At 63.9% G+C, this 26,458-nt stretch carries 25 protein-coding genes; 11 read left to right on the top strand and 14 right to left on the bottom strand.

Translation table 11 applies throughout. The features are described 5' to 3' along the window. Positions 1–43: 43 nt before the first annotated feature. On the bottom strand, positions 44–661 hold the full coding sequence (locus V3C33_20575) for a phospholipase (GenBank protein ID XAS67768.1): 618 nt from the start codon (positions 659–661) through the stop codon (positions 44–46). A 416-nt stretch (positions 662–1,077) separates the two neighbouring features. Between V3C33_20575 and V3C33_20570 the strand changes: the two genes are divergently transcribed. From V3C33_20570 to V3C33_20545, 6 genes are all read left to right on the top strand, one after another. After that, positions 1,078–1,335 carry a DUF6458 family protein gene (locus V3C33_20570; protein ID XAS67767.1) on the top strand — a complete coding sequence of 86 codons (258 nt, stop codon included), beginning with the start codon at positions 1,078–1,080 and terminating at the stop codon, positions 1,333–1,335. A gap of 372 nt (positions 1,336–1,707) precedes the next feature. Further along, entirely contained in the window at positions 1,708–2,511 is an 804-nt protein-coding gene (locus tag V3C33_20565) for a DeoR/GlpR family DNA-binding transcription regulator (protein ID XAS67766.1), read from the top strand. Beyond that, entirely contained in the window at positions 2,508–3,494 is a 987-nt protein-coding gene (locus V3C33_20560) for a hexose kinase (GenBank protein ID XAS67765.1), read from the top strand. Before V3C33_20565 ends, V3C33_20560 begins: the two co-directional genes overlap by 4 nt. A 2-nt stretch (positions 3,495–3,496) precedes the next feature. Then, the gene (locus V3C33_20555; GenBank protein XAS67764.1) at positions 3,497–5,533 is read left to right on the top strand and encodes a fructose-specific PTS transporter subunit EIIC; all 2,037 of its coding nucleotides are present in this window, start codon (positions 3,497–3,499) and stop codon (positions 5,531–5,533) included. Between the two features lie 57 nt (positions 5,534–5,590). Further along, the gene (locus V3C33_20550; GenBank protein XAS67763.1) at positions 5,591–5,869 is read left to right on the top strand and encodes an HPr family phosphocarrier protein; all 279 of its coding nucleotides are present in this window, start codon (positions 5,591–5,593) and stop codon (positions 5,867–5,869) included. Positions 5,870–5,998: 129 nt separating this feature from the next. Beyond that, positions 5,999–6,310, top strand: a complete 312-nt coding sequence (locus V3C33_20545; GenBank protein XAS69816.1) for a hypothetical protein — start codon at positions 5,999–6,001, stop codon at positions 6,308–6,310. Between the two features lie 172 nt (positions 6,311–6,482). On the opposite strand, the gene V3C33_20540 is transcribed toward V3C33_20545, so the two are convergent. The 4 genes from V3C33_20540 to V3C33_20525 form a co-directional block, all read right to left on the bottom strand. Continuing rightward, positions 6,483–7,031 carry a GNAT family N-acetyltransferase gene (locus V3C33_20540; GenBank protein XAS67762.1) on the bottom strand — a complete coding sequence of 183 codons (549 nt, stop codon included), beginning with the start codon at positions 7,029–7,031 and terminating at the stop codon, positions 6,483–6,485. A gap of 76 nt (positions 7,032–7,107) precedes the next feature. Further along, positions 7,108–7,641 carry a GNAT family N-acetyltransferase gene (locus V3C33_20535; GenBank protein ID XAS69815.1) on the bottom strand — a complete coding sequence of 178 codons (534 nt, stop codon included), beginning with the start codon at positions 7,639–7,641 and terminating at the stop codon, positions 7,108–7,110. Between the two features lie 125 nt (positions 7,642–7,766). Continuing rightward, a protein-coding gene (locus tag V3C33_20530) for an IS3 family transposase (GenBank protein XAS69814.1) occupies positions 7,767–9,163 on the bottom strand; the annotation gives its coding sequence in 2 pieces (ribosomal slippage) (positions 7,767–8,785 and positions 8,785–9,163; 1,398 coding nt in all). 304 nt (positions 9,164–9,467) lie between these two features. Then, positions 9,468–10,502, bottom strand: a complete 1,035-nt coding sequence (locus V3C33_20525; protein XAS67761.1) for an NAD-dependent epimerase/dehydratase family protein — start codon at positions 10,500–10,502, stop codon at positions 9,468–9,470. Between the two features lie 224 nt (positions 10,503–10,726). Here V3C33_20525 and V3C33_20520 point away from each other — a divergent pair, with 224 nt between their 5' ends. Beyond that, the gene (locus V3C33_20520; GenBank protein XAS67760.1) at positions 10,727–10,993 is read left to right on the top strand and encodes a Rho termination factor N-terminal domain-containing protein; all 267 of its coding nucleotides are present in this window, start codon (positions 10,727–10,729) and stop codon (positions 10,991–10,993) included. A gap of 99 nt (positions 10,994–11,092) precedes the next feature. On the opposite strand, the gene V3C33_20515 is transcribed toward V3C33_20520, so the two are convergent. Next, entirely contained in the window at positions 11,093–12,067 is a 975-nt protein-coding gene (locus V3C33_20515; protein XAS67759.1) for a Ku protein, read from the bottom strand. 40 nt (positions 12,068–12,107) lie between these two features. Between V3C33_20515 and V3C33_20510 the strand changes: the two genes are divergently transcribed. Continuing rightward, complete coding sequence (locus V3C33_20510; protein ID XAS67758.1) at positions 12,108–14,618, top strand: ATP-dependent DNA ligase; 2,511 nt, start codon at positions 12,108–12,110, stop codon at positions 14,616–14,618. A 109-nt stretch (positions 14,619–14,727) separates the two neighbouring features. On the opposite strand, the gene V3C33_20505 is transcribed toward V3C33_20510, so the two are convergent. The 3 genes from V3C33_20505 to V3C33_20495 all read right to left on the bottom strand — a co-directional run bounded on the left by V3C33_20505 (position 14,728) and on the right by V3C33_20495 (position 16,120). Further along, the gene (locus V3C33_20505) at positions 14,728–14,988 is read right to left on the bottom strand and encodes a hypothetical protein (GenBank protein ID XAS67757.1); all 261 of its coding nucleotides are present in this window, start codon (positions 14,986–14,988) and stop codon (positions 14,728–14,730) included. 71 nt (positions 14,989–15,059) lie between these two features. Further along, on the bottom strand, positions 15,060–15,305 hold the full coding sequence (locus V3C33_20500) for a hypothetical protein (protein XAS67756.1): 246 nt from the start codon (positions 15,303–15,305) through the stop codon (positions 15,060–15,062). 308 nt (positions 15,306–15,613) lie between these two features. Beyond that, positions 15,614–16,120: a hypothetical protein gene (locus V3C33_20495; GenBank protein ID XAS67755.1), complete on the bottom strand. Its 507-nt coding sequence runs from the start codon at positions 16,118–16,120 to the stop codon at positions 15,614–15,616. Between the two features lie 439 nt (positions 16,121–16,559). Here V3C33_20495 and V3C33_20490 point away from each other — a divergent pair, with 439 nt between their 5' ends. Both V3C33_20490 and V3C33_20485 read left to right on the top strand, forming a co-directional pair. Continuing rightward, the gene (locus V3C33_20490; protein ID XAS67754.1) at positions 16,560–18,137 is read left to right on the top strand and encodes an MFS transporter; all 1,578 of its coding nucleotides are present in this window, start codon (positions 16,560–16,562) and stop codon (positions 18,135–18,137) included. 165 nt (positions 18,138–18,302) lie between these two features. Continuing rightward, positions 18,303–19,379: an FUSC family protein gene (locus V3C33_20485; GenBank protein ID XAS67753.1), complete on the top strand. Its 1,077-nt coding sequence runs from the start codon at positions 18,303–18,305 to the stop codon at positions 19,377–19,379. Here V3C33_20485 and V3C33_20480 read toward each other — a convergent pair. Next, positions 19,327–20,121, bottom strand: a complete 795-nt coding sequence (locus V3C33_20480) for an SDR family NAD(P)-dependent oxidoreductase (protein XAS67752.1) — start codon at positions 20,119–20,121, stop codon at positions 19,327–19,329. The genes V3C33_20485 and V3C33_20480 overlap by 53 nt on opposite strands. A gap of 31 nt (positions 20,122–20,152) precedes the next feature. Here V3C33_20480 and V3C33_20475 point away from each other — a divergent pair, with 31 nt between their 5' ends. After that, on the top strand, positions 20,153–20,668 hold the full coding sequence (locus V3C33_20475; protein XAS67751.1) for a tetratricopeptide repeat protein: 516 nt from the start codon (positions 20,153–20,155) through the stop codon (positions 20,666–20,668). Here V3C33_20475 and V3C33_20470 read toward each other — a convergent pair. Genes V3C33_20470 through V3C33_20455 form a run of 4 tightly spaced genes read right to left on the bottom strand, consistent with a single transcriptional unit; the run spans position 20,665 to position 26,151 of the window. Then, positions 20,665–22,557, bottom strand: a complete 1,893-nt coding sequence (locus tag V3C33_20470) for an IucA/IucC family siderophore biosynthesis protein (protein XAS67750.1) — start codon at positions 22,555–22,557, stop codon at positions 20,665–20,667. The two genes, V3C33_20475 and V3C33_20470, sit on opposite strands and share 4 nt — an antisense overlap. Then, positions 22,554–23,201 (bottom strand): GNAT family N-acetyltransferase, encoded by a 648-nt coding sequence (locus tag V3C33_20465; GenBank protein XAS67749.1) that lies wholly within the window; start codon positions 23,199–23,201, stop codon positions 22,554–22,556. Before V3C33_20465 ends, V3C33_20470 begins: the two co-directional genes overlap by 4 nt. Continuing rightward, complete coding sequence (locus V3C33_20460; protein ID XAS67748.1) at positions 23,198–24,574, bottom strand: lysine N(6)-hydroxylase/L-ornithine N(5)-oxygenase family protein; 1,377 nt, start codon at positions 24,572–24,574, stop codon at positions 23,198–23,200. Before V3C33_20460 ends, V3C33_20465 begins: the two co-directional genes overlap by 4 nt. Beyond that, positions 24,571–26,151, bottom strand: coding sequence for a pyridoxal-dependent decarboxylase (locus V3C33_20455; protein ID XAS67747.1), 1,581 nt, complete (start codon positions 26,149–26,151; stop codon positions 24,571–24,573). Before V3C33_20455 ends, V3C33_20460 begins: the two co-directional genes overlap by 4 nt. Positions 26,152–26,458: the final 307 nt, after the last annotated feature.

Raw genomic sequence — 26,458 nt, 5'->3', positions numbered from 1 at the left:
TCCAAGTAAATCGAATGTGGCGTCTCAGCACGGCGCGTGCGTCTCAGCGGAGCACGTAGTGGCGCAGGAACGCGCTGACATCCACCATTTCGGTCTTGGACATCGCATGGCCCATCCCGGGATACGTCCGGGCCGTCAGATGCGTGTTCGCGTGCAGCCATTCGTGGGTGTGCGCCGTGGCGTCCTCGTTGATCACGAGGTCCGCCTTGTCCCGGCCCCAGAAAAACGGCGGCGGGGTGTCAAAGGATTCACTCAACGCCAGAAGATCGTTGTCCAGGACAAAACCGGAAAGCCCGACGACGGCACGGAAGTCGTGCGGCCGCAGCCGCAGCAGCGTACTGGCCATCGCCATCCCCTGCGAGTAGCCCAGCAGGCTGACGCTGGTGTGCTGGCCTTTGACGGAGTTGATCCAGGAGGAAACTGAATTCGTGGCGCTGATGACGTCCGCGAAGTCGTTGGTGAGGAAGTAGTCCAGCAGGAACCAGCCGTAGTCATCGCCGATGGCCATGGGCGCCCTGAGTGCGGCGCAGGTGAATTCGGATGGCAGATGCTCGAACAGCTTCACCATGCGGGATTCGTCGGTTCCGTAGCCGTGCATCATCACCAGCAGCGGCGTGCCGGCACGCTGGTGTTCCGGCCTGGACCATACGACTGTCTCCATCGGAACAGCCTAGCGAGTCCGCAGCTCCAGCAGGTGCCAGCTACTCCGCGCCAGGCGCATTAGGCACCCTCCATGAATTCCGGGCTCGGGTGACGAAACCGGGGCAATTATCCAGCATGTTTGATTGCCGCCTGAGTTTCCTCGACAGGCGGCCGATGGAAAACGGGGCGCAGGCATCCCTGGCGGTGTGGACCCCGCCGTCGGCTGTAGCCACGGCGATGCCGAAGTTGTCAGCGCTGACTCCGCAGGGTGCCCTATGGTCACGGGGCATAAGCCGTGATCTGTCCCATCGGAGGTCGCCGGCTGTGCGCATCTTCCGAATGATTGAATCCGCCGTGGCCGGGCTGTAGCGTGACACTAGACAGCATGCTTAGCAAATCACGCCGATCAATTCAGCGAATAACAAGGAGCAAGTCATGAGAGTCGGTTCCTCCATTTTTCTCATCGCCGTCGGCGCCATCCTGGCCTGGGCCATCACACCGGGCCTCATCCCCAATGTTGACCAGCCCCTGATCGGATACATCCTCATGGCAGTAGGCGTGATCGGGCTGATCGCTTCGCTGATCCTGGCCTCACCCGGGCGCAGCCGCCGTGTCAGCGAAACCCGCTCGGTGATCGACCCGAACACGGGAGAGTCCATCACCCGCAATGAAAGCCGCGACGGCGGCCTGTAGCTTCCCGCCACCGGTAACCGCCCGCCGTCGAGCGTTAACCAGACACCATGCACCGACCACCCAGCCGGGTCCGACCATCAGGGGCGGGCCCGGCTCTCTTATTCCGCCGAACTCGCCTGCATTGCGGTTGTCGTGCGCCATTTATGGCCGGCTGAACAGGCGGTTGCCTTGATTTTCCGGGCTCCCCGGCTCCAACGCGGGCCATAAGTCACGCATTTCCGCCAACCCTTCAGATACCGGGAAGCTGCTCTATCTGTGAATTTGTTGTTATCCGTTGACAAACCAACATGAACAAAGATAAAGTCAAGTAATTCCAGATCATGTGACGCCAGTCACCTGACGGATATCAGGACTTTACGCAACGGAGGGTATGTGTTCGCCGAAGAGCGCCAGCAGCTTATTGCCGAGCTTGTGACCGGCCACGGCCGCGCCAGCGTCACCGATCTGGCCGACCGTTTCAGCATCACCACGGAGACCGTCCGCAGGGATCTGGCAGCACTCGAGTCCACCGGAAAAGTGCGCCGCGTCCACGGTGGCGCCGTTGCCGCAGACCGTTTCAGCACCACCGAGGAAAGCATCCACGAACGCACCGTCCAGCGCCCCGATCAGAAGCTTCGGATCGCACAGGCCGCCCTTGCCCTCATTCCGGCGGCTTCCTCCGGAAGCATCCTGCTGGATGCCGGCTCCACCACTGAAGTCCTGGCCGACCTCCTCGCCCGGCGCACCGCGGGCGAAGCATCATCGGCGGAGGCGGGTACGGAACTTGTGGTCATCACGCACGCCATCCCCATCGCCGGGAGACTTTCCAGCGCACCGGGCATCGCCCTCCACATCCTGGGCGGCCGGGTCCGCGGGCTCACCCAGGCAGCAGTCGGCCAGGCCACGGTGGAAGCCGCCCACAAGATGCGCCCGGACATCGCGTTCATCGGCACCAACGGCATCCACGCAACCTTCGGCCTGAGCACCCCCGATCCCGAAGAAGCCGCTGTCAAGGCCGCCTTCGTCCAATCAGCCCGCCGCATTGTGGTGCTGGCCGATTCGTCCAAGCTGGATGCGGAAACGCTGGTCCAGTTCGCCTCCTTGAAAGATCTGGACACCGTGATTACTGACCGAGAACCCAGCCAGGAACTCGCCGCCGCACTTGCAGACGCCGGCGTTGATGTGGTGATCGCATGATCGTCACCCTGACCGCAAACCCCAGCCTGGACCGCACCGTTGCGCTGCCGGCTCCGCTGGAACGCGGCGAAGTCCAGCGGGCTGTTTCCGTCAGCCAGGAGTCCGGAGGCAAGGGCGTCAACGTCTCCCGTGCCCTCGTGGCCTCCGGCCTGGAAACTGTTGCCGTGCTGCCCGGCGCCGACACGGACCCGGTCCTTGCAGGACTGCGCGACGGCGGTGTTCCGTACGCCGCTCTTGCCATCAGTGAGCCGCTGCGCACCAACGTGGCACTCACCGAACCTGGCGGCGTCACCACAAAAATCAACGAACCCGGCCCGGAACTGAGTGAAGAACAGCAGGAGGCTCTGATCGGGCTGCTGCTGGAGCGCTCCCGGGGCGCCAGCTGGGTTGTCCTCGCCGGCTCACTTCCACCCGGAGTCCCAGCCGATTTCTACGCCACCGTCACCCGGCGGCTCCGCTCCATGAACGACGGCGGGGTTGCCCCGCGGATCGCCGTCGACTCATCCGGTGAACCTCTCATCGCTGCCGTCACGGGCGATGCGTCGGGCAAACCGGACCTCCTCAAACCCAACGCCGAGGAACTGGCGGAGCTGGCTGCCGCAGCCGGTTTCGCGACGGCGTCCGCCGCTGAGCGACTGGAAGCGGATCCGGAGGCTGCCGCGGCAGCCGCCGCCGCCGTCGTGCGCTCCGGTGTAGGTGCCGTGCTGGCAACGCTCGGCTCCAAGGGTGCGGTACTTGTGACGTCCGACGGCGCGTGGCTTGCCACGCATCCGCCGGTCAATGCGGTCAGCACGGTCGGCGCCGGCGATTCGTCGCTTGCCGGCTACCTGCTCGCCTCCAGCCAGGGCGCCGCCCCGGCTGACTGCCTCCGCCAGGCGGTGGCACACGGTGCCGCCGCCGCTTCCCTGCCGGGCTCCACTGTTCCGGCAGTCCACCAAACAACCCCCGATGCCGTAACCATCACGGCCCTCCGGAAGGATTGACAGTGACTCAGCTCATTACTACCGAACTGGTCGAGCTCGACCAGAACCTGGGCACCACGCCCGAGGACGTGATCCGGCACCTGGCCAGCAAAGTTGCTGCCACCGGACGCGCCACCGAGGTTGAAGGCCTCTTCGCCGACGCCTTTGCCCGCGAACAGAAGACCGCCACCGGTGTTCCCGGCGGCATTGCGATCCCGCACTGCCGTTCCACTGCCGTCACGGTGCCCACGCTGGCCATGGCGCGGCTCTCCCAGCCCGTCGACTTCGGCGCCAAGGACGGCCCCGCAGACCTCATCTTCTTCATTGCGGCTCCCGAAGGCGCGGACCAGGAGCACCTCAAGCTCCTCTCCAAGCTGGCCCGCTCCCTGATCAAAAAGGACTTCACGGCGGCGCTTCGTGCAGCCTCTTCAAGAGAAGAAATAGTCGAGCTGGTGGACGGCGCATTGGCTGACAAGCCGGCGTCGCACGCTGCAGCGGCGCCCGCCGCCATGGCCCCGGCCGCCACAACCCCTGGCGGCGGCGCTCCCAAGCGCCTTGTGGCAGTCACGGCCTGCCCCACGGGCATCGCCCACACCTACATGGCAGCCGATTCGCTCGTGGCAGCCGCCCAGGAAATGGGCGTGGATCTTCAGGTTGAGACCCAGGGTTCCTCAGGCGCCAAGCCGCTGGACCCGGCAGTCATCGCAGCCGCCGATGCCGTGATCTTCGCGGTGGACGTGGATGTGCGTGGCAAGGAACGCTTCGCCGGGAAGCCCGTCATCAACGCACCGGTCAAGCGCGGCATCGACGAACCGGCCAAGATGGTCCAGGAAGCACTGGCCGCAGCCGACAACCCGAATGCCCGCCGTGTGCCGCACTTCGGCGCGGAGGAGCAGGCTGAAAACGAGGCCGCAGAAAAGGGTGAGCACATCGGCCAGAAACTGAAGAAGGCCCTCCTCACCGGCGTCAGCTACATGATTCCGTTTGTTGCAGGCGGCGGTCTGCTGATCGCGCTGGGCTTCCTGATGGGCGGATACCTGATCACCAAGTTCGCGGACACGATCGTCGTGGAAAACAGCATATTCAACCTTCCGACAGAATTCCCGGACAACGCCTGGGGCCCGCTCGGCGCATACCTCGGCGCCGTCCTGTTCAAGATTGGCGCCCTCTCGCTCGGCTTCCTGGTGCCCGCACTGGCCGGCTACATCGCCTACGCTATCGCTGACCGGCCGGGCATCGCGCCAGGCTTTGTTGCCGGAGCTGTTGCCGGGTTCATGGGAGCCGGCTTCCTCGGGGGCATCGTCGGCGGCCTGCTCGCCGGCTACATCGCCCACTCGATCGGCCGGCTCAATGTGGCCCGCTGGCTGCGCGGCCTGATGCCGGTGGTTATCATCCCGCTGGTGGCTTCGATCGTCGCGTCCGGCCTGATGTTCCTGATCCTGGGCGGACCGATCGTGGCGATCACCACGGGACTCAACACCTGGCTGTCCGGCCTCACCGGTGCAAGCGCCATCGCCCTGGGTGTGATCCTTGGCCTGATGATGTGCTTCGACCTCGGCGGACCCGTCAATAAGGTTGCCTACTCCTTCGCAGTCGCCGGCCTGGGTGCAGCGACGCTGACCAACCAGGCACCGTGGCAGATCATGGCCGCAGTCATGGCCTCCGGCATGGTTCCGCCGCTGGCAATGGCCCTCGCCACGATCCTGGACAAGCAGCGTTTCAGCCTCGCCGAGCGTGAGAACGGAAAGGCGGCCTGGCTTTTGGGCGCGTCCTTCATCTCCGAAGGTGCCATCCCGTTCGCCGCAGCTGACCCGCTGCGTGTTATCCCTGCCAGCATGGTCGGCGGTGCTCTCACCGGCGCCATCTCGATGGCGTCCGGCGTGGGGTCGAAGGCTCCGCACGGCGGGCTCTTCGTCTTCTTTGCCATCGACAACTTCATCATGTTTGTTGTCGCTATCCTGGCAGGAACCGTGGTCACCGCACTGTCTGTTCTCGCCCTCAAGCGGTGGGCAGTACGGAAGCCCGTTGATACGGTGGAACCCGTTCCGGTAATGGTCTGATCCGGTCCGGAAGATCCACCACGCTGTAATTCTCAAGCTGCAATGCAAGGAGCAGAAATGTCAGAACGTACCGCCACAGTTGCCAGCCGCGTGGGCCTGCACGCCCGCCCGGCGGCCATCTTTGCCGAGGCCGCCGGCGAGTTTGATCTCGAGATCACCATCGCCCGTGAGGGCGAGCCGGCTGACGAAGCCATGGATGCCGCCAGCATCCTGTCGCTCATGAGCCTGGGCGCAGCCCACGGCGACGTTGTGGTGCTTCGTTCAGAGGGCGACGGCGCGGATGACGCCCTGGACCGTCTCGTCCAGATCCTCGAAACCGATCACGACGCCGAATAGTCCGGATTGATTCGCCGTGGCCGCCGCCTGCGCAACAGTAACCCGACAAACCGGGCCTGACGCGCCGGCGGCCGGCCGCGGCTTTTCGATGCCGCTTCGGACGGCCAGGGCCTCCAGGACGATGAAACCATCGCCCGGATCAAGGCGCTGGTCATCCCGCCGGCGTGGAAGGCCGTGTGGATCTGCCCGTGGCCGAACGGCCACATCCAGGCTCTGGGAACGGACGACGCCGGGCGGAAAGCTGTGGAAAGATACGTTCGGCGACGCCGCACTCGCAGAAGTCCTGAAAAATACGCCCGCCATTGCCCGGGCTTCGTACGTGAACCCGCTAGTGTTCGAGCTGTTCCAGCACGGCGTGACTGCCAGCCGGAAGGGCTCGGCGGATGCCGCCGTCGTGCGTCTGCTGACTCAAAAGTGACCCGCAGGCGGCGCCTGAATTAGCCCGGGGCCGGCGACGGGCAGACCACTATCTGAACGTCGTCTTCGTAGAGAACTTCTCCCGCCGAGACCGTTGGCAAGGCCGAAGATGCCGACAAATAAGCCCCGGACGTTAAGCTGCGTCGCCTGATATCTGAGAAAAGCGACTGCCTCGGTCATGAGCGAAACCAGCCGCTCACCAGGGAAGGCCGCGAAGATCGATGACACCGACAGGCCAGGCTTCCACGGGCCTGGTGCCGGCGCAGATCATTGTTGGTCCCTGGCTTTGTACGACCGTCATCGCGTCGCGGGGAGAAATATCGCGGATGAGGGTGTCAATCCGGGTGAAGCCGCATGACCGATAGAACGGCACAACCTCGTCACGGCACCCGAGCAAGCCGAAGTCAGCGGGGGCGAAGCTGCGGCTCGCTTCCTGGAGCGCCGCGAGAATCTGGCGTCCGACGCCCATTCCACGCGACTCCGCGCTGGTTATGACCCCGCCTGTGCCTGCGATGACGACTTCGCGCTCACCGACGCCGATAAATCGTCTGGCAGTAGACGCGTATCCAAGCAGCTTCCCGTTGCTGCGCGCCATCCCATGCAACTCGCCGTTGGCATATCCGTAACCCTGTTTCGGATTCCACGGGCCCCATTCCTGGGCATACTCGCTGTCGAAGAGTTCAGCCATATCCGCATGATCGGCAGCTGAGAGCTGGGTTGTCCAGCGAAGGTTAACGGAGGTCATTTGCCCACAGTAACAAGCGTCCGGCGGCGAACTGCGGCATAGCCGCGTTCCTTGACGGGTAGCTGCGGAACTCTCGTCAGCGGAGGATGCGCTGGTACAGGATGTGGTCCTGCCAGGAGCCCGCGATCTTGAGGTAGGTGGGGGCCAGCCCTATCTCCTGGAACCCAGCTCGACCAAGTATTTTTTTTGACGCGGCGTTATCCCTGAGCGTCGCGGCTTGAACCCGGTGCAGGCCCAGCTCTTCGGCTGCGGCTTTCATCGCAAATGCCAGTGCCGCCGCACCGACCCCTTGACCGGAAAATTCCTCATCCACCCAGTAGCCGATGTTGGCGCTGAGGAACGGGCCGCGCACAATGCCGGTCAGCGTGATGGTTCCGATGACGCGGCGGCCGTCCAGGAGAACCCAAGGAACTTCGGAACCAGCATCGTGCAGAACGAGCTTGGCCTCTATGTTGGCGCGCTGGCCAGCTACCGTGAAGAACTCCTCCGCCCGTGCCGGTTCCCAGGGCGCCAGATGTTCCCTGTTGAGCTGATAGGCGTCTCGCATTGCCGCAGCGTCGGAGGGGCGCATCACTCTCAACTGAGCGTTGCCGATCAGGCTGTTAGCCATCGCAGTCACCCGGCGACCCTAGCGGTCCCTTGCACTGCCTTCAATGCGGAAGCCTCTCTGCCATGAGATGTTTCGTCAGTTCTTGCCATTTCGGAATTTGTCAAGGCGAATGAGGCCAGTGGGAGTTAGGCTGCTGCTTTTGTTTCGTTTTTCTCGGCTGGTTTGTTGATCCATGCCGTGTCGGGGATGACCAGGATTTTGGGGTCCTTCCTGGTGGCGAATCGTTCGGGGTTCCTCTGGCGTGCTGCGGCCAGGGTTTTCGAGCGCTCGACGGCTTTGCCGGCGGCAAGGCCGTAGTGGACATCTGCGGGGGTGTTCAGGCCTATTCCGGTGTGGCGATGAGTGTGGTTATACCCGTCGACGAAGGACGCAATGAAGGTCCTCGCATCGGGCAGCGAGCCGAAGCGTTCAGGGAACACGGGAGCGAACTTCAGCGTCTTGAACCACGCCTCGCTGTACGGGTTGTCATTGCTTACCCGGGGCCGAGAATGCGACCGGGTGACCTCCAAGTCAGAGAGCAATGCGGCAACCGTTTTACTCGTCATGGACGTCCCACGGTCGGCGTGGACGATCTCCGGGATGCCGTGAATGCCGAAGATCTCCTTCATCATCTCCACCGCCAGCTCCCCGGACTCATGGGCGTGGACGTAGGCTCCGACAATGTAGCGGGAGTAGATGTCGATCATGACGTAGCAATCGAGGTATTTCCCCTTCACTGGACCGGCGAGTTTGGTGATGTCCCAGGAGTAGACCTGGCCGGGCCCTGTCGCGATGAGTTCCGGAATCGTCCTGGGGGGATGGCGTGCCTGCCGGCGGCGTTCCTTGACCTGGCTGTTCTCGGCCAGAACCCGGTAGAACGTGGAGATTGAACACAAATAGATCCCCTCGTCCAGGAGCTGGGCGTAGATCTGGACCGGCGGCAGGTCCACGAATCGCTCCGAATTCACCGTGGCCAGGATCCGTGCGCGTTCGGCTGGGCTGATCTTGTTCAGTGGGGCCGAGGCGGGCATCAAATCGGTCACCGGTGTCCGGGGCTTACGGGTCGCTGTGGCCCTCGATATCCCGGCCAGGAGGGCCGCTTCCCTGGTTGGAATGTCCGCCTTTGTAAGGTCGGTATAGGCTCTGGTCAGGGTTTCTTGTACCAGGGCTGTTGTTCCGCGCTTTCGGAGATATCCTCCAAAAGCTGTCGTGCTTTTTCCATAATCGATAACGCAGCTTCCGTCCGTGCCAGCTTGCGTTCACTCACCTCCAGCTGCCGGCGTAGACGAGCGATTTCTGCTTGTTCAGCAGTGAGTTTGCCGATCGTCTCACCGGGCTTTTTGCCCTCGAGCACGCCGGCATCACGGAGCTTGCGCCACTCGGTGATCTGCGAGGAATACAGGCCCTCGCTCCGCAGGTAGGCTCCGCCGCCGGTGCCGTCATCACAGGCCTGCTGGTAGGCGTCCAGGTGGGCTAATTTTTGTGCCGGAGTGAACGACCTTCGAGGACTCGGGCCACCGGCGCGGGGGCCAGGATTACTCATGGACCCATCTTCCCGCACCGGGGAAATTGTGGAGATAGACATTAGTGATGTTCCTGATTCTCGCCCTACGAATTAGACGAAGTTGCTATGAGGTACTGGCCTCACCCAACCCTGACACGTAGGGTTTCGCCCGGGGCCGAGACGATCTTTAGCGTCTCCGAGCTGTCACCCATAGAAACTATGAAGGAGGGGTACTCTTCCGAACACAACTCTGTCCAGATGCTTTGAATCGCGGGCCGCTTCGTCCTTGCGAAGCCCACAACATTGACGGGGCGCAATGCCGTCCAATTTTGGCCTCCTGGCATCAGGGCCTGACTGCACCGTGTGTGGCGAGCAGCTGATCCTCATCCGAGTAGTTGAAGAGTCCTTCAAAGTACGACTCGTCTTGTCTCGCGCACGCGCCACGCTGGCTATTGGCGACGAGCCAATCCACTTCCTCGATCACGGTCTGCGCATAGCTGCCGACGGGCATGTACCCGAGTCGGGTGGCTGCCGTCATGTCCAGCAGGATGGGCGAGACGGTGTCCCACGGCGTGGCCCCTATAGCAGGATCGGCCTCGTAGCCGACAAGCACTTCCTCCCAGGTGTGGCCGAGGTGCCGGGCAATAATCCGTGATATCTCGAGCACAGTCGGCGCGTCGGGGTCGGCGCTGTTAAGAACACGGCTGCCCGGTACTTCGGCGGATAGCTCAATCAACGCTGCCAGGTTGACCGCCGCGGTGGTGTGGTCGATTGACTCGCCGCGGCCCCTGAGGAACACGGCTGGCCGACCATCCAGCACCCGCTTCACGAAGACCCATTCCCGCGCCGGCCTGGCACCCTCCCCATGGACTTTCGATGCCCGGACTATTGTGACGGGAAAGCCGCTGTCCAGGAGCGTCTGTTCTGCCGCTACCTTGTTGGCGCCGTACCCTTCCGGTGTGTTGTGGTCGCCGCCCCCGGCAAGCACAGTCGGTTGGCTCTCCGAGATGGGGCCGTTGAAGCGCGGCGGTGACTCGGAATTGACGTGGCGGCCCTCGTCGTCGACGTAGACGGCCTTGCTGGAGACCATGACCGTTGATCCCACACTTCCCAAAAAGGGAACAAGGATTTGGGCGTCTGAGGCGGTGAAGGCCAAACAGTCAACGAGCAGATCGGCCCCGTCCCCGAGGACTGCGCCCACAGAGGCTCCGTCGGGACGATCCAAAGTGTGGAAAGCCGTGCCGGCCTCGACGAGGTCTACCGGCATGCGTTGCCGGTTGCGGCCGCAAACGTCCACGTGCCATCCCGCTGCCACGAAGCGACGAGCGACAGCTCGCCCAATCAACCCGGTACCACCCAAGATCACTACTTTCGACATCAGCCGACTATATCGAGTCGTCGACGGACTTGTGCGGCAACGGCGCGGACGCCTCAGCCCAGGATGTCGCCGGCAATTAACCCTTGGCCATGAAATAAGCAACCTTAGTAGATTCCTTGTGTTTGTCCGGGCCCCCAATTAGCGTTGGAACGTGGCGTCACGCCGCTCAAGACCGCGCCGTTCGAGACCGCCGGAGGGCCACTTCTCCGGTTGAAGAGGATGAAATGCCTGGTAAAAAGAACCCCAGCCTGAAGGATCCCGAGCTCTACGAGGAACTCAGGGTGGATGGCGCGTCCAAGCAGAAGGCCGCCCGGATTTCCAACCCCGCCGCGAAGGAGGGCCGCTCTGCAGTGGGCCGCAAGGGCGGTGAAGCCGGCGACTACGACGACTGGACGGTGGCACACCTCAAGGCGCGCGCCAAGGAGATCGGCCTGAAGGGTTACTCGGGCAAGAAAAAGAGCGAACTCATTTCCGCCCTCAGAAACTCCTGAGCGGCTGCCATGCGGCCGGGTGCGGCACGTGCGGGCGCTGAGTATGCCAGCGCTGCGCGTGCCTGCGGCGCGGGAACAGCCAGGGACGGAGCCTCCGGCTCAGGCCTCTTTCCGGGCAGCCTTCGCGGCGGGCTTGGCGGCAGTTTTGGTTGTGGACCTGGGAGCGGAAGTCGCCTTTGCCGCGGGCTTCCGGGCGGGCGCAGCCTTCGTGGCCGACTTGGCCGGTGCTTTGGCACCGGATGCGGGAGCCTTGGCGGCCGTCTTGGTCGCAGTTCCGCCGATCCCTCCCCCGCGCTTCCGGTCCAGGCTCCGCTTGAGCGCCTCCATCAGGTCGATCACCTCGCCGTTGCCCGACTCCGCGGCCCGGGCCCCGAACGTCTCCTCCGTGTCCAACGAATCGCCCTTTTCGAGCTTGGCGTCGATGAGCTGGCGGAGCTGCACCTGGTAGTCGTCCGTGAACTGCCCCGGCTCGAAGTCGGCAGCCATGGATTCCACCAGGGCCGCGGACATCTCCCGCTCCTGGGCGGAGATCCGAACGGACGCTTCAAGAGCGGGGAAGCTGGCTTCGCGCACTTCATCCACCCACAGCAGCGCCTGAAGCATCAGCACATCATCGCGGATCCGAAGTGCTCCCAAACGGGTTTTGTCTCGCAGTGCGAACTGGACGATCGCCACCCGGTCCGTGTCCTCAAGCGCCCGGCGCAGCAGCACATAGGCCTTGGGAGACTTCGAATCCGGCTCAAGGTAGTAGCTCTTCTCGAACGTGATGGGATCCAGCTGCTCGGACGGCACAAACTGCACCACTTCTATCTCGTGGCTGTTTTCGGCCGGTATGGACTTGAGTTCCTCTTTGGTCAGGACCACCGTGCGGCCGTCGTCCTCATAGGCCTTATCTATGTCCGCATAGTCCACGACCGTGCTGCAGACTTCGCAGCGGCGCTGGTAGCGGATCCGGCCGCCGTCGGCATTGTGGACCTGGTGAAGCCCGATGTCATGGTCCTCCGTTGCGCTGTAGACCTTGACCGGGACATTGACCAGTCCGAATGCGATTGCGCCTTTCCAGATGGCTCTCATGACTCAAGTGAACATCAGACTTGCCCGGAGGTGAAGACCCTTGGCTGCGCGTAAAGAGCGCGTGCGTGTGGACGGACGCGAATTGACCATCACCAGTCTGGACAAAGTGCTCTACCCGGAAACCGGCACCACCAAGGCTGATGTGCTCGCCTACTACGCCGCAGTGGCCTCAGTGTTGATCCCGGCCGCGGCCAACCGCCCGGCTACCCGCAAGCGCTGGGTGCACGGGGTGGGCACCGCTGAGGATCCGGGCCAGATGTTCTTCCAGAAGAACCTGGACGATTCCACCCCCGGCTGGGTTCCCCGGGCGTCCATCCGGCACAAGGAGCACTCCAGCCAGTACCCGCTGGTCAACGATCCCGCCACGCTGACCTGGTTTGGTCAGATTGCCTCGCTCGAGATCCACGTGCCGCAGTGGCGGGTGGATGCGCATGGAAATGCCTTGCCGCCAGACAGGATGGTCCTGGACCTTGACCCCGGAGAGGGCGCCGGACTGGCCGAATGTGCGGAGGTGGCGAAGCTGGCCCGCGTCATTCTGAAGGACGTGGGCCTCGATCCCGTTCCCGTGACCAGCGGCAGCAAAGGAATCCACCTCTACGCCGGACTGGACGGCACGCAGACGTCGGAGCAGATTTCGGCCTTCGCCCATGAGCTCGCCCGTGCACTTGAGGCCGACCACCCCGAGCTCGCCGTCAGCGACATGAAAAAGTCCCTGCGCACGGGCAAGGTGCTGGTGGACTGGAGCCAGAACAGCGCGGCCAAGACCACTATCGTGCCGTACTCCCTGCGCGGCCGCCTGACCCCGACCGTCGCCGCACCGCGGACGTGGCGGGAGCTGGCCTCCCCCAAGCTGCAGCAGCTGGACTACAAAGCAGTCATGCGCCGGGTCAAGGACGGCAAGGATCCGTTCGCGGCCGTTTCCGCACGCGCCGGCCACGTTGACGGGACGCTCGACGGCGGTGCCTCCGATCCACGGCTGGAAACGTACCGCTCCAAGCGGGATCAGGAAGGGACGCCGGAGCCGTTTTCAGACAGGCCTGCCGGTATTTCGACAGGCTCAATCACCGGGACAGTCTCAATCACCGGTAAGGCAGCGGGCGGCCAGGAGACGTTTGTGATCCAGGAGCACCATGCCGGCCGTCCGCACTTCGATTTCCGGCTGGAGCACGAGGGCGTTCTGGTGTCCTGGGCGCTCCCCAAGGGTGTTCCGGTCACTGGGGCCCAGAATCACCTGGCGGTCCAGACCGAGGACCATCCCATGGACTATGGCGCCTTCGAAGGCACCATCCCCAAAGGCCAGTACGGCGCCGGCACGGTACGCATCTGGGACCACGGTGTCTACGAGTGCCACAAGTGGATCAACGGCAAGGAAGTCATAGCCACCCTCACGGGTGCGGAAGGCGGCGGCCTCGAGGGCACCAAAAAGTTCGCCCTCATCCATACCGGCCAAGGAAACGGCAAGGACTCGCAGGGCCAGTGGCTGATTCATCTCATGGACAAGGGTTCCCAAGCACATGCCACGACAAGCTCAGCTGTGCCATCGACCGGGACTTCCACCGCCGCTGATTCCGGTGCCACTCCTGCTTCCATGGAGGACATCATCCCCATGCTGGCAACCGCGGGCGCCCCAGCGGATCTCCATGGCAGCGGCTGGCAGTTCGAGCTCAAATGGGACGGCATCCGCGCCCTGATCGTGGCCGACGATAAAAAGATCCGGCTGATCAGCCGCAACGGCAGGGACATGACTGCCACCTACCCAGAGCTCACCGACCGCTCGTGCTGGCCGAAGCAGAGCTTCACCGCCGACGGCGAGATCATCGCCGTCGGGCCTTCCGGACGCCCCGATTTCGGCCGTCTGCAGGGACGGATGAATCTAACCAAACCTGCCGACGTCGAGAAAGTCCGCGCGTCCGTCCCCGTCCGGCTGATGCTTTTTGATCTGCTGTCCGACGGCGGCGAAGACCTCCGCCGCCTGCCTCTCGAACGGCGTCGGGAACGCCTGGAATCGTTGTACCGCCCCTCGGATTGCCCGGTGGAGCTGTCCGCAGTATTGGACGACGACGTGGAGATCATCCTCGAAAGCGCGCAGGAGCTGGGACTCGAAGGGGTGATGGCCAAGCGCGTGGACAGCCGCTATGTCAGCGGGCAGCGGACCCGGCTCTGGATCAAACTCAAGTTTGAACGCACCCAGGAAGTGGTCATCGGTGGCTGGCGCACGGGCAAGGGCGAACGGCAAGGGACGGCGGGTTCGCTGCTGCTGGGCATCCCCGAGGGCAAGAAACTCCGGTATGTGGGGCGGGTGGGCAGCGGCTTCAGCAACCGTGAGCTGAAGGAGCTCCGTCAGAAGATGGATGGCCTGGCCCGGAAAACCTCACCCTTCGACGACGTCCCGGGCGCCGATGCAGCAGATGCGAATTGGGTCACCCCGGCCCTCGTGGGCGAGGTGACCTTCGGCGAATGGACCGGGAGCGGCAAACTGAGGCACCCGGTATGGCGCGGCTGGCGGCTGGACAAGGATCCAGGCGATGTCGTGGCGGAGACCGGAGTATGACAGCGACGCGCACTCCTCCCCTCGACGCGCAAATGGCCCGCCGACTCCCGAATTCGGGTGTCGCCAGGCCAATTGCGTGTCGCCAGGCCATCCGGGTGTCGTCAGGCGGTCAGGAAGAGTGCGGCATCTGCGGCCGCCGGGTCCGGTGCACGGCCGTTACAGCAGCCTCATGACCCGCCCGGCCGTGGTCCGTTCCGTTGTCTTTCGGATGGCGGTGCTTGCCGCTGCCATCCGGCCACTCCTGGCCTTCCGTCATGGCCGCAGCTACGGCGATGGTTGCCGGTTCGGGCATCTGCGGCGTGTCCATGGACTCCGCGAGACGACTGGCGACATCCGCCCCGATCTGTTCTCCAGCGTGCTTTTCAGCCATTGTTCTTCCTTCCGCAATGAAATGAAGTGTTCACCAATACTAGGTCTGGAGCCAGATATTGTCTGCAGTAATTACCAGCGGACTTTCTTTGGCGCCGGGCCCAGTTTGCCGCTTGCGTGAGTGGGCTTATGGTTGCTGCCGACGCTTTGCGTGCCTGCGCCGCCACCGCGTGATTTGCTTTCAAGCATCTGCTTCTGAGCATCGGTAAGCCGCGATTTCATGCCCTTGTCTGGAGTCTCAGCCTCCGCTTCGACCGGGCTGGTCTCCTGCGCGTTGTTGGCCTGGTCGTTGCCAGCGGTGGATTGTTTGTCAGTCATGAGGTTGGTCTCCTTCTTGGGGTGAACCTGCTGGTGATTGCACGCTGTGAAGTGGTCTGTGCCGCCGGCGGAGCAGCACCAACGGGAGCAACGCGGAGGCAGAGGCCTCAACAAGCATGGATTTATTTGGTAAGACTCGACGGCGGGATCACGGCAAACGCCATCATCGCAGGGCAGCCGGTCTACTCAAAAATCAGTGTTCCCATGGATCAACCATAAACAGTTAACGCGCAGGTTGTGAACCCCTCATTTGTGGTCAGCTCCAGTACACGCGGATGGGCACACCAGAGGCAGCATCCGAGCGGCTATCAGCCCGCGGCCTCATCGCTGAAACGGCCTTCCCAAACAGCCCGTGACCCTGCTTCGCCAATCAGCACAACCGTAGCCACGGTTCCGCCGCAGAGCGCCAGCACCAGTACAGTCGCCACCACTGCCACGACGCGGGAGCCTGCAGTGCCCAGCTTTTCGTTCATTCTGGCCGCCGTTATTGTGCCGTAGCGGAACCAGAGCCACTGCCCGACCGCCACCACGAACACACCGATGACCCACGGCAGCAGGGTTTTGCCGAGGTTGGCGTGGGTAGAGATGGCGGGCGTGGTGTCGATCCGCACCAGCAGCCACGCTCCGGCTGCCTGGGTCACTGGAACCATCACGAGTGCCACCAAGGCGAGGAGGGGCGTCACAATTCCAAGCCGCCGCCTGGCCACCGGCCATACAATACTCAGCAACGTGCACAGGGCCGCCAGAGGAACAACAACTACGGTGCCGTGTACCAACAACGCATGCATTGGAAGGCCGCTTATTTGGTAGTCCATGCCGAACACCCCTGTCTGGAATCTTTCCGAAATCTTGCGTGCGCGTTCACTCAGGTTCACTCAATCAGACGCGCACCGCCGCCAAAGGGTTCAACCGGACGTTTATGACGTCATGGATCCCCGGAATTCCCTCCCGGCCCGGGCAGCAATGTTCTGTGGCCGCCATCACTAATCCCTGCGGAATGGGGCTTGAATGCGCTCGAATATGGTCGCGGCCCAAAAAGGTTTGGTAACAACGGTCCGGAACGCCGGAGACCCAGTGATGGCGCGGTGAGAGCGCGCAAAAGAAATCGGGCTTTCCCCGCGGATATGTGCCGGAAACGGGTGATCCTACTGCACCGAACTCTCAATTTCCATGGAAATCGCGTAAAATTGAAAGCCTGCCCGGAGCGGGGCAGCTACAAGTCGTAAGCAAATGACCTCCCTAGGAGAAGCCCAAATGCCCACAGACCGAAGCACGACCGACTCTTCAGCAGGCGTTTACAACGCCAGCGGAACCAATAAAGTCGCACCCCTGGGTGTGAGAAAACCAAAGATACTTGCACGGCGTCGGCTCAAAGAGTCCGACGTAAATGTTGTTGACCAGCCCATGCTGAAGAAAGCACTCGGCGGCACCATCGTGGGTAACACCATGGAATGGTACGACGTCGGTGTTTTCGGCTACCTGATCACCACCATGGGCCCGGTATTCCTGCCCGAAGCGGATAAATCCGTACAGACGCTGTTCCTGCTGGGCACGTTTGCCGCCACCTTCATTGCCCGCCCGCTCGGCGGTGTGATCTTCGGCTGGCTCGGCGACAAGGTGGGCCGCCAGAAGGTGCTTGCCACAACGCTGATGCTCATGGCGGCCAGCACGTTCGCCATCGGCCTTCTGCCGGGATACGCCCAGATCGGCATGTGGTCGGCCGCGCTGCTGGTGGTGCTCAAGATCGTCCAGGGGTTCTCCACAGGCGGTGAGTATGCCGGAGCCACCACGTTCGTGAGCGAATATGCCCCGGACAAGCGCCGCGGCTTCTTCGCCAGCTTCCTGGACATGGGAAGCTACCTCGGCTTCGCCCTCGGTGCTGCCCTGGTCTCCGTGCTGCAGCTGACCCTGGGCCAGAGTGCCATGGAGGAATGGGGCTGGCGCCTGCCGTTCCTGATCGCCGGACCGCTGGGCCTGATCGCCATCTACTTCCGGAACAAGATCGAGGAATCACCTCAGTTCCAGGCCACCCTGGACGCCCAGGAAGCCGTGGCCAAGGATGCAGCTGCCGGCGACGCCGCAGCAGTCAAGGGTCCGGTGGGCATTGTGAAGGCCTACTGGCGCTCGATCGTTGTAGCCATGATTCTGGTGGCCGCAGCCAACACTGCCGGCTACGCGCTGACTTCCTACATGCCGACCTACCTCACGGAGTCCAAGGGCTACGATCCCGTCCACGGAACTCTGCTAACCATCCCCGTGCTGGTCATCATGAGCCTCTGCATTCCGCTGACCGGCAGGCTATCCGACCGGATCGGCCGCCGTCCCGTGCTGTGGATCGGCGCCGTGAGCACCGTCGTCCTGGCTACTCCGGCGTTCCTGCTGATTGGCGTGGGAGAGATCTGGTCTACCCTGGCCGGCCTCGCGCTGATTGCCTTCCCGGTGACGTTCTACGTGGCTAACCTGGCTTCGGCCCTCCCGGCCCAGTTCCCCACGGCCAGCAGGTACGGCGCCATGGGCATTGCGTACAACTTCTCCGTGGCCATCTTCGGCGGCACCACTCCGTTCATTGTCGCTGCGCTGATCACGGCGACCGGCGATGACATGATGCCTGCGTATTACCTGATGGGCACCTCCTTTGTCGGCGCCATTGCCATCTACTTCCTGAAGGAATCGGCCCAGCGTCCGCTGCCGGGCTCCATGCCCAGCGTGGACACCCAGGCCGAGGCCCGCGAGCTCGTCGCTACCCAGGACGAGAACCCGCTGATCGATCTCGATGAGATGCCCTTCGAGGCCCTGGACCTGGAACCCGCAAAGGTCCCTGCCAACGCCTGATGTTGTAGTTCAGCGCCCCGCGCCCGCGTTCTGAGGCCTGTTCTGCGTGCTATTCCTTCGGGAAAGCATGCAGAGCGGGCCTCACCGGCGTCCGCCGCGGCTAGGTGTCTGTGTGTGACTGCCTGCGACCCCCGCCGGCAGGCGAACTGATAGGTGGTGTCCCGGATGCAGTCCGTCATGCGCCATGTCCGGATGCTGCACAGTCTGGGACCCGCGAACAACGACCACCTCTCCGCGCTCCGGGTGGCCATCAGCGTTGCCGTCCCGTCCCTTCTGCTCCTGTTCTTCGGCCGCCCGGATCTGATCATCTACGCCGTCTTCGGAGCGCTGACGGGTATGTATGGGCGTTCCGAGCCCCACCAGCTGCGGTTGAAGCACCAGCTGCAGGCGGCCCTCGTGTTGCTGGGCGGCGTGGGCGTCGGAGTATTCCTATCCGTCAACCAGCTCCATTCCTGGTGGCTGGTGATCATCGAAGCCCTGCTGGCAGGCGCGGGCTCTGTTTTCGCGGACAAGGTGGGGCTTAAGCCCAACGGCCCGTTCTTCGGCATACTTGCCCTCGGCGCCTGCGCCTCCGTTCCCACCACCATCCCCTGGCATGCGGCGCTGCTCATCTGTGCCGGCTCGGCGTCGTTTTCCGTATTCGTGGGATTCGGCGGCTGGGTCCGTGGCCGGGCCTGGGATCCCCGCGCCACGCGGGACGTTGTGCCGCTGCGTGGTCCCGTCCGGCAAGAAGCGGTGATCCATGCCGCCCGGTACACACTCGCGGTAGGCGCGGCCGGCACAATCGGAATCCTGACGGGCAGCGGCCACCCGCACTGGGCCATGGCCGCAGCCGCCGTGCCGCTCGCCGGCGCGGACCTGCCCAGCAGCGTCCACCGTGGCATCCACCGCATTGTGGGGACGTTCATCGGGCTGGTCCTGACCGCCGTCGTACTCTTTCCCTGGCCCTTGGCGCCGACGCAGTTCTTCCCGGGGCGGGAGGCCGCGGTCCTGGCTGTCCTGGTGATTGCTTTCCAGTTCACCACGGAGCTGTTCATGACCCGGCACTATGGCCTGGCGATGATCTCCTTCACGCCGGTGATCCTGCTGATGACGCAGCTGACGGCCCCGATCGGCCCCTACCTGCTGATCACCGAGCGCGGTGCGGAGACTCTGGTGGGCGCGGTGGTTGGCATCCTGGTGGTGGTTCTCATCCGTCGGCGGGAGACAGCTGCTTTGCCTTCCGTGGCGGACCGGAAGTGAGCTTGGCGGGCAGTATCCGCGCAACGCCGGTAACCACTTTGTAGCGCTTGGTCGGGATGGAAACCCCTTTGCCCCGGGCGTTGTCCGCGAGCCCTTCCCGGACCACACGCTCCGCCGTCAGCCACATCCAACGCGGGGCGACTGTCTTGTCCATGCCCATGCGGTCGTGGAATTCGGTGTGCGTGAAGCCGGGACACAGGGCTGTGATCTTCACACCGCTGTGTGCATACGCCAGATTGGCCCAGCGGCTGAAGCTGACTTGCCACGCCTTCGCGGCCGAGTAGCTGCCTCGGTTGGCAAACGCCGCCACGCTGGCAACGTTGATGATCCTCCCCGAGCCCCGCGCCAGCATCCCCTGAAGTGCGGCATGGCAAAGCTCCATCGGCGTCTGGACATGCAGGCGGAGGTGGTTCCTCTCCTCCTGCACGCTGTTCCGCTCGAACGAATGCAGCAGCCCGATCCCCGCGTTGTTCACCAGGACCTCCACGGGACGCAAAGCGTCTGAAAGGCGTTCGACGACGGCGGCCACCCCGGCGTCGTCCGTCAGGTCAGCGGGAAGCACCTCAGCCGTGATGCTGAAATCGCGCTCGAATTCGTCCGCCGCCTGCTGAAGGCGGCCGGCGTCGCGTGCCACGAGGACAAGGTGATGTCCTTCCTGTGCCAGCTGCCGGGCGAATTCGGCACCCAGACCTGCGGTGGCACCCGTGATCAATGCGGTGGTGGCGTTGGCCCTGGTAGTCATACGCCCAGCCTAACCGTGCTAGCTTGGCCGCATGCAAAATGCTGACTGGGAAGAGCGTGTGGCCGCGCTGTGGGCCGAACTGGACAACTATGGCCGCGAGGAATTTCCTGCGGCCATGGCCGGGCTGGCCGCCGAACTGCCCGAAGGCACCGCCGATGCCGACTTCGAGCTCGGAGCCTCCTACGATTCCACCGGTTACCCGGAACGTGCGGTGCCCCTTTACCGGCGGGCAATGGAAACGGGGCTGGAAGGTGAGCGCCGCCGTCGGGCAGTCATCCAGCTGGCAAGTTCCCTGCGCAATCTGGGTCACCCGGAAGAAAGCGTGGTTTTACTGATCGCGGAGCGTTCCAAGGGCACCGATCACCTGTCCGACGCAGTAGACGCCACCCTTGCGCTGGCCTATGCCAGCACAGGGCGTGAACGCGAAGGCCTCTCCCTGGTCCTGGCCGCGCTGGCACCGCACCTGCCGCGGTACCAGCGCTCCATGGGCAACTACGCCCGGATGCTCCTGGAGGACGCCCCGGGTTCTCCGGTGAAGGATTCCTAGGCACCACTTTTCCGGGCGTGGTTGTCCCCTGCTTCCGCTGCGAATCCGGCCAGCGGGTTGCTCAGCCGGCCGGCCATCTGCAGGCCGCCGGACGGATCCGTGAGGTCCAGCATCTGCTGGTTGTTGCGCAGCTGCAGGCGGTTCAGGCAGGACAGTTCGAAGTCGGCGGCAAAGAGATCATGCCGGGCAAACTGGTCGGCAAGTTCGGGGTGCTGTGCCTGGTATTCCTGAATGGCTGTTGCCGCGATGCCCCAGAATTCGTCCCCGCTGAGCTTGCCGTCCTCCACCAGCAGTGCGTTGAGGAAGCGGAAAATGCAGTCGAACACATCCGTGAAGATGGCCAGGACCTTTTCGCTGTCCGGGATGTCTGCCCTGATCCGCGACACTTCCTCGGGCAGCTCAAGCCTGTCCCCCATCACCACGATTTCCTCGGCGATGTCCTTCATGACGGCCCGCACCGGCACACCGTTCTCCAGTACCAGGATCACATTCTCGCCGTGCGGCATGAAAGCCAGCTCGTAGCGGTACAGGCAGTGCACCAGCGGAATGAGGTACGCCTCGAAGTAGCGGCGCAGCCATTCCGAGGGCGCCAGCCCGGACTGCTCCATCAGCGCCGAGACCACCGGTTTACCAGCTGAGTCGACGTGCAGCAGCGAGGCCATGGTGGCCAGCTGCTGATCGTCCTTGAGCAGCGGAAGCGGACTCTCCCGCCACAGGGCGGACAGCATTTTCCGGTACGGAGAGTCCTTGGCGGAAGCGGCCTCGTAGTAACCGTTGTGGTAGCCGATGGCCGCGACTTCGCTGATCATGGCCAACCCGCGCCGTTGCAGCACGTCATCCCTGCGGATCAGCGCCCGCAGCCAGTCGTTGATGGCCGGCGTTGCCTTCATGTACTGCGGGGACAGCCCGCGCATGAAGCCCATGTTCAGCACGGACATGGCAGTCTTGACGTAACATTTTTCCGGCGCCCCCGTGTTGAAGAATGTCCTGATGGATTGCTGGGCCTGATAGGAGTCGGCACCGATGCCCAGGTGGACGATGTGATTCTGCGCTATTTCGGCCGCAAACGTCACGGTGAGCTTGTTTTCCCACTGCCACGGATGGACCGGCATCAGGAAGTAGCCGGACGGGTCCAGACCCTGCGCGCCCAGTTCGGCATGGAAACAGGCCACGGTGGAGTCACCCAGTTCAGCGTCAAGGTGTGCCCGGTAGTCCAGCCCCTCGCCGGAAGTGAATACGGCCTTGCTGCGGTGCACGGCGATCCATTCCAGCTGCACCGGCGCCCCGGTTTCCGGGGCAAACGCCAGGTAATCGCTGACGCCGAACCCCAGCCGTCCGTTGTTTGCCACAAAGCACGGATGCCCCTCGGTCATGCTGCGCTCGATGGCTTGGAAGTCGATGGCGGCGTTGGCGCCGCCGGTGACTCCGGCTGCGAGTTCAGCGGACGACGGCTGGCCGACCCACTGCTTGTACGCGTGGCTGGAGAGCGTGCTGCTGATTTCCTCGAGGTAGACAGGCAGCATCTCTTCGCGGATTCCCAGGGTGTCGGGGAACTCCGTGATGAAGTTCAGCGCGTCCAGCCCGGATTCCAGGCCGTCGCGGGTGCAGCGGATGGACACGGGGTCGATGGACCAGTGATCCAGCTCGAGCAGCCGTGCGGAGAACGAGTATTCCACCGTGGCGTCATCACTGAGGACCTGATAGTCAGCAGGCTCGCCGGGCATTCCGGAATCCGGGCTGACGCGTGAAGGAGCCAGGATCCGCTCGTGTGAGAACTCGGCGAGCGCCTTGCGGACCAGATGGCGGTTGGCCGCCGCCCAGCGTTCCGGGGTGAGGTGGGCTGCGGCATTGCCGGCAGCGAGGACAGATTCAAGTTCAACGGTGGTCACAGTGATGCTCCCTGATGGCTCGTGGACTGACGGATGGCGGGCGTGTGCCCGGCGGCCTGGACGGAGGCCTGATCGGAGTCCGGCGGGTGGGCCGGCTCGGGGATCGCGGCCCGGTGGATAGCTGCCTGGGCAGTGTGGAAGTCGGCGCGGGTGCAGAAACTCAGCAACGCCTGTTTGTCCGGCAGCTCCACCACGCCGGCAGGCTGGAACCCCAGCCGCTCATTGAGAGCATGGATCTTGGTGTTCCGGGCATCCGGCTCCACCACGACGCGCTCCACGCCGGGTTTCTCGAACAACCTCTCCAGCACGGCCTCCATCACGGCGGTGGTGTAGCCGGACCGCGGACCTCCCGACGCCGGTGCCACCAGGAGGTGCATGCCGATGTCCTCCGGTTGCACGGCGTACACACCGGCCAGAGGTGAGCAGCCGGGGAGGTACTCCTCCATGAGGAAGGCCGGAACACCGCCGTCGAGCCCCACCAGCGCGTGGTGATGGCCGCTGGACTGGATCCTGGAGTATTCCTCCACAACGTCGTCAACGCTGGCGGTCAACATTCCCCAGAAGGAGGCATACTGCCGCGTCATCCAGCTGTGGAGGAGAGGTGCATCGGCTTCGACTTCGACGCAGCGGAAGGTGAAGCTCATGCCGGCACCTCCGCGGTCTCCGTCTGCTGCACATCCGGGCTTTCCACGTGTGCCGGCGCCGAAACCGGCGCACCGAACTGCTGGAAGGCGATGCTGCGCTCCACCGCGTACACCTCGCGCCCGGTGATTTCGCGCAGGATGCACGAGTTGCGGTAGGCGGCCATGCCGAGGTCCGGGGTGACGAAGCCGTGGGTGTGGAGTTCCGCGTTCTGGACAAAGATCTCGCCGGGCTCGACGCCGGTGCTGTAGTTGCGCCCCACGGCGAACCTGCCGCTGGAGTCCCGGGCGATGCGGTCCTGAACGCCGGCAAGGAAGGGAGGCTCGCGGTAGGTGTAGCCGGTGGCCAGGACCACGGCTTCGCTGTCCAGCGTGTAGTCGACACCCTGCTCTTCGTGCCGCAGCTGCAAAGTGTGGGACTGAGCTGACGAATCCCACGAAGCGCCGGTGAGGGCCGAGTGGGTCAGCAGCCGGGTGTCCACCATTCCTCCCAGGCTCTTGGCGTAGAGCAGGTCGTAGATGGCGTCGATGAGCCCTGGGTTGATGCCCTTGTACAGGTTTTTCTGGCTCTTGACCAGGCTGTCGCGCTGGTCCTGCGGCAGTTCGTGGAAGTAGTCCACGTACTCCGGTGACGTCATCTCGAGAGTTAGCTTGGTGTACTCCAGCGGGAAGAACCGGCCGGACCGCGTGACCCAGTTCAGCTGGTAGCCGCGGACGTCGATCTCCTGCAGCAGCTCGTAGTAAATCTCAGCGGCGCTTTGTCCGCTGCCTACAACCGTGATGCTGCGTTTGCCCTGGAGTTCACTCCTCCTCAACAGGTACTCGGCGTTGTGGAGGGCAAGTCCTCCGCCGTCCACGGAGGCGTCCACTATCCCTAAACAGGCCTCCGGAACGTACGGGCTGGTTCCGGTGCCCAGCACCAGCCGCCGTGCCAGCAGCACCTCCGGCCCTTCCGGGCCATCCGCCGCAAGCCGGTACACGCCGTCGTCGTACGTGATTTCCCGGACATGCGTACCGAACCGGACAGAGTCCAACTGGCCGGCCACCCACTGGCAGTACTGGTTGTACTCGGCGCGCAGCGGGTAGAAGTTCTCGCGGATGTAAAAACGGTAGAGCCGCCCGGTCTGCTTGAGAAAGTTCAGGAACGAATATGGCGACGTGGGGTCCGCGAGCGTGACCAGGTCCGCCATAAACGGCACCTGAAGATGTGCGGGTTCCAGCATCATGCCCGGGTGCCAATCGAAGGAGTCGCGGCGTTCCAGGAACACCCTGTCCAGCCCGGCCACCGGCTCGCTCAGCGCCGCGAGACCCAGATTGAAGGGCCCGACGCCGATCCCGGCGAAGTCGTAAATGCGGGCTGTGGTGGAGGTGCTCATGCGCTTGCCTCCGCTGCTGTGGTCCCGGTAATGCTGCCGGCGAGGTCGTTTTGGAGGAGGGACTCGCCGGTGCGCCGGAGCAGCCCGATGATCCCGTCGATGTCCTCCAGAGTTGCTTCGGCGTTAAGCAGCGTGAACTTCAGGTAGTGCCTGCCGGCCACTTTCGTCCCGGCGACCACCGCCTCGCCGGAGGCAAACACGGCGGCCCGGATGGCGGGGTTAAGCGAGTCTGCGGCGTCCTCGGACAAGCGCGTGCCGTCCGCCAGGGCGGGGCGGTAGCGGAATACCAGCGTGCTGAGCAGGGGTTCGGCGGCCAGTTCGAAGTCGCTGTCCCCGCCGAGCAGCGAACCCACGCGGCCGGCCAGGTCAATGGCTTCATCAAACAGCGCGCCGATCGCGTCCGCGCCCATGATCCGGAGCGTGAGCCAGAGCTTGAGCGCGTCGAAGCGGCGGGTGGTCTGGATGCTCTTGTCCACCTGGTTGGGGATGTCCGCGAGGGCGGCGCTTTCCGGGTTGAGGTAGTCAGCGTAGTACGTGACGTGGCGGAGCATGGCGGCGTCCCTGACCAGAAGCGCGCTGGAGCTGACGGGCTGGAAGAACGTTTTGTGGAAGTCCACGGTGACGGAATCGGCCAGCCTCGTGCCGTCGAGCAGGTGCCGGTAGCGCTTGGACACCATGAGCCCGCCGCCATAGGCCGCATCGACGTGGAACCAGGCGCCGTAGGCGCGCGCCAGGGCAGCGAGCTCTGCGAGCGGGTCCACCGCGCCGAAGTCGGTGGTCCCGGCGGTGGCCACAACCGCCATCGGCACCAGCCCGTCGTCGTGCGCCTCCGCCATTGCTTCCGCGAGCGCAGCCGGATCCATCCGGTGGTCTATTGCGCAGCGGACCGGCACGACGGCGTCGAACCCCATCCCCAGCATTGAGGCCGACTTCCGGATGCTGAAGTGGCTGTCCTCGGAAGTGAAGATCCGCAGCTTCTCCAGCAGCGGCGGCAGCCGGAGCCCGGCATTGCCCGGTTCCTGCCGCAGCCCGGCCACGGCATGGTTGCGCGCGATCAGCAACGCCTGGAAGTTGGACTGGCTCCCGCCGGAGGTGAAAATGCCGTCGGCAGCGGCCCCCAGCTGCAGCCGTTCGGCCGTCCAGTCAATCAGCCTGCGCTCGATCATGGTGGCGCCGGCGCTCTGGTCCCATGTGTCCATGGAGGAATTCACCGCCGACAGGATGGCCTCCCCCACGAGGGCCGGGATGACCACCGGGCAGTTGAGGTGGGCGGCATATTTGGCATCGTGGAAGTAGACGGCGTCCCGCAGGTAGACGTCCTCAAGCTCCTCCAGGGCAGCTGCTGTGTCCGGCAGCGGGCGGTCCAAATCCACGGCGCCCACGCGCGCTTTCATCTTTGAGGGCCCGACGCCGGTGAACGGCCGCGTGGTCCGGTCCAGTTTGGTGGCCACCACATTGACCGCCTGCATCACCTGCGCCACGTAGCGGGGCGAATTGCGGGTGTTGAAAAGATGGTTGGTGGCGGCAAGGGCCAGCTCCACCCGGGAACCGAAGTCATGGCCTGATACTTCTTCCACACGTATTCCAGCCACTCGGGGCAACAGCGTCACAGTGGTAATCCTTTTGTCGGCGTTAGGGGCTCTCAGATAGCAAGGTAAGCCTTACTTAGGTATACCTTTTCGTCAAACTTCTGTGAGGTAATTCATCCCAACCCCGGAAATACACGATTTTTGGTGGGTTGCGGGAGGTCATTGACTTCCCAAATGAGCGCGAACGAGCAGATAATGCCCTCGAATTCGCGATTTACGGGCCTTATCTGCCCGTTCGGGCTTCACAATCTGGGGGAACAATGGCGCAGCCCCGGTCCAGATCGGCGCGGTTGCG

It is taken from the genome of Micrococcaceae bacterium Sec5.7, assembly GCA_039636785.1.
Lineage (GTDB): Bacteria > Actinomycetota > Actinomycetes > Actinomycetales > Micrococcaceae > Arthrobacter.
This window is presented reverse-complemented; position numbering and strand designations above follow the sequence as displayed.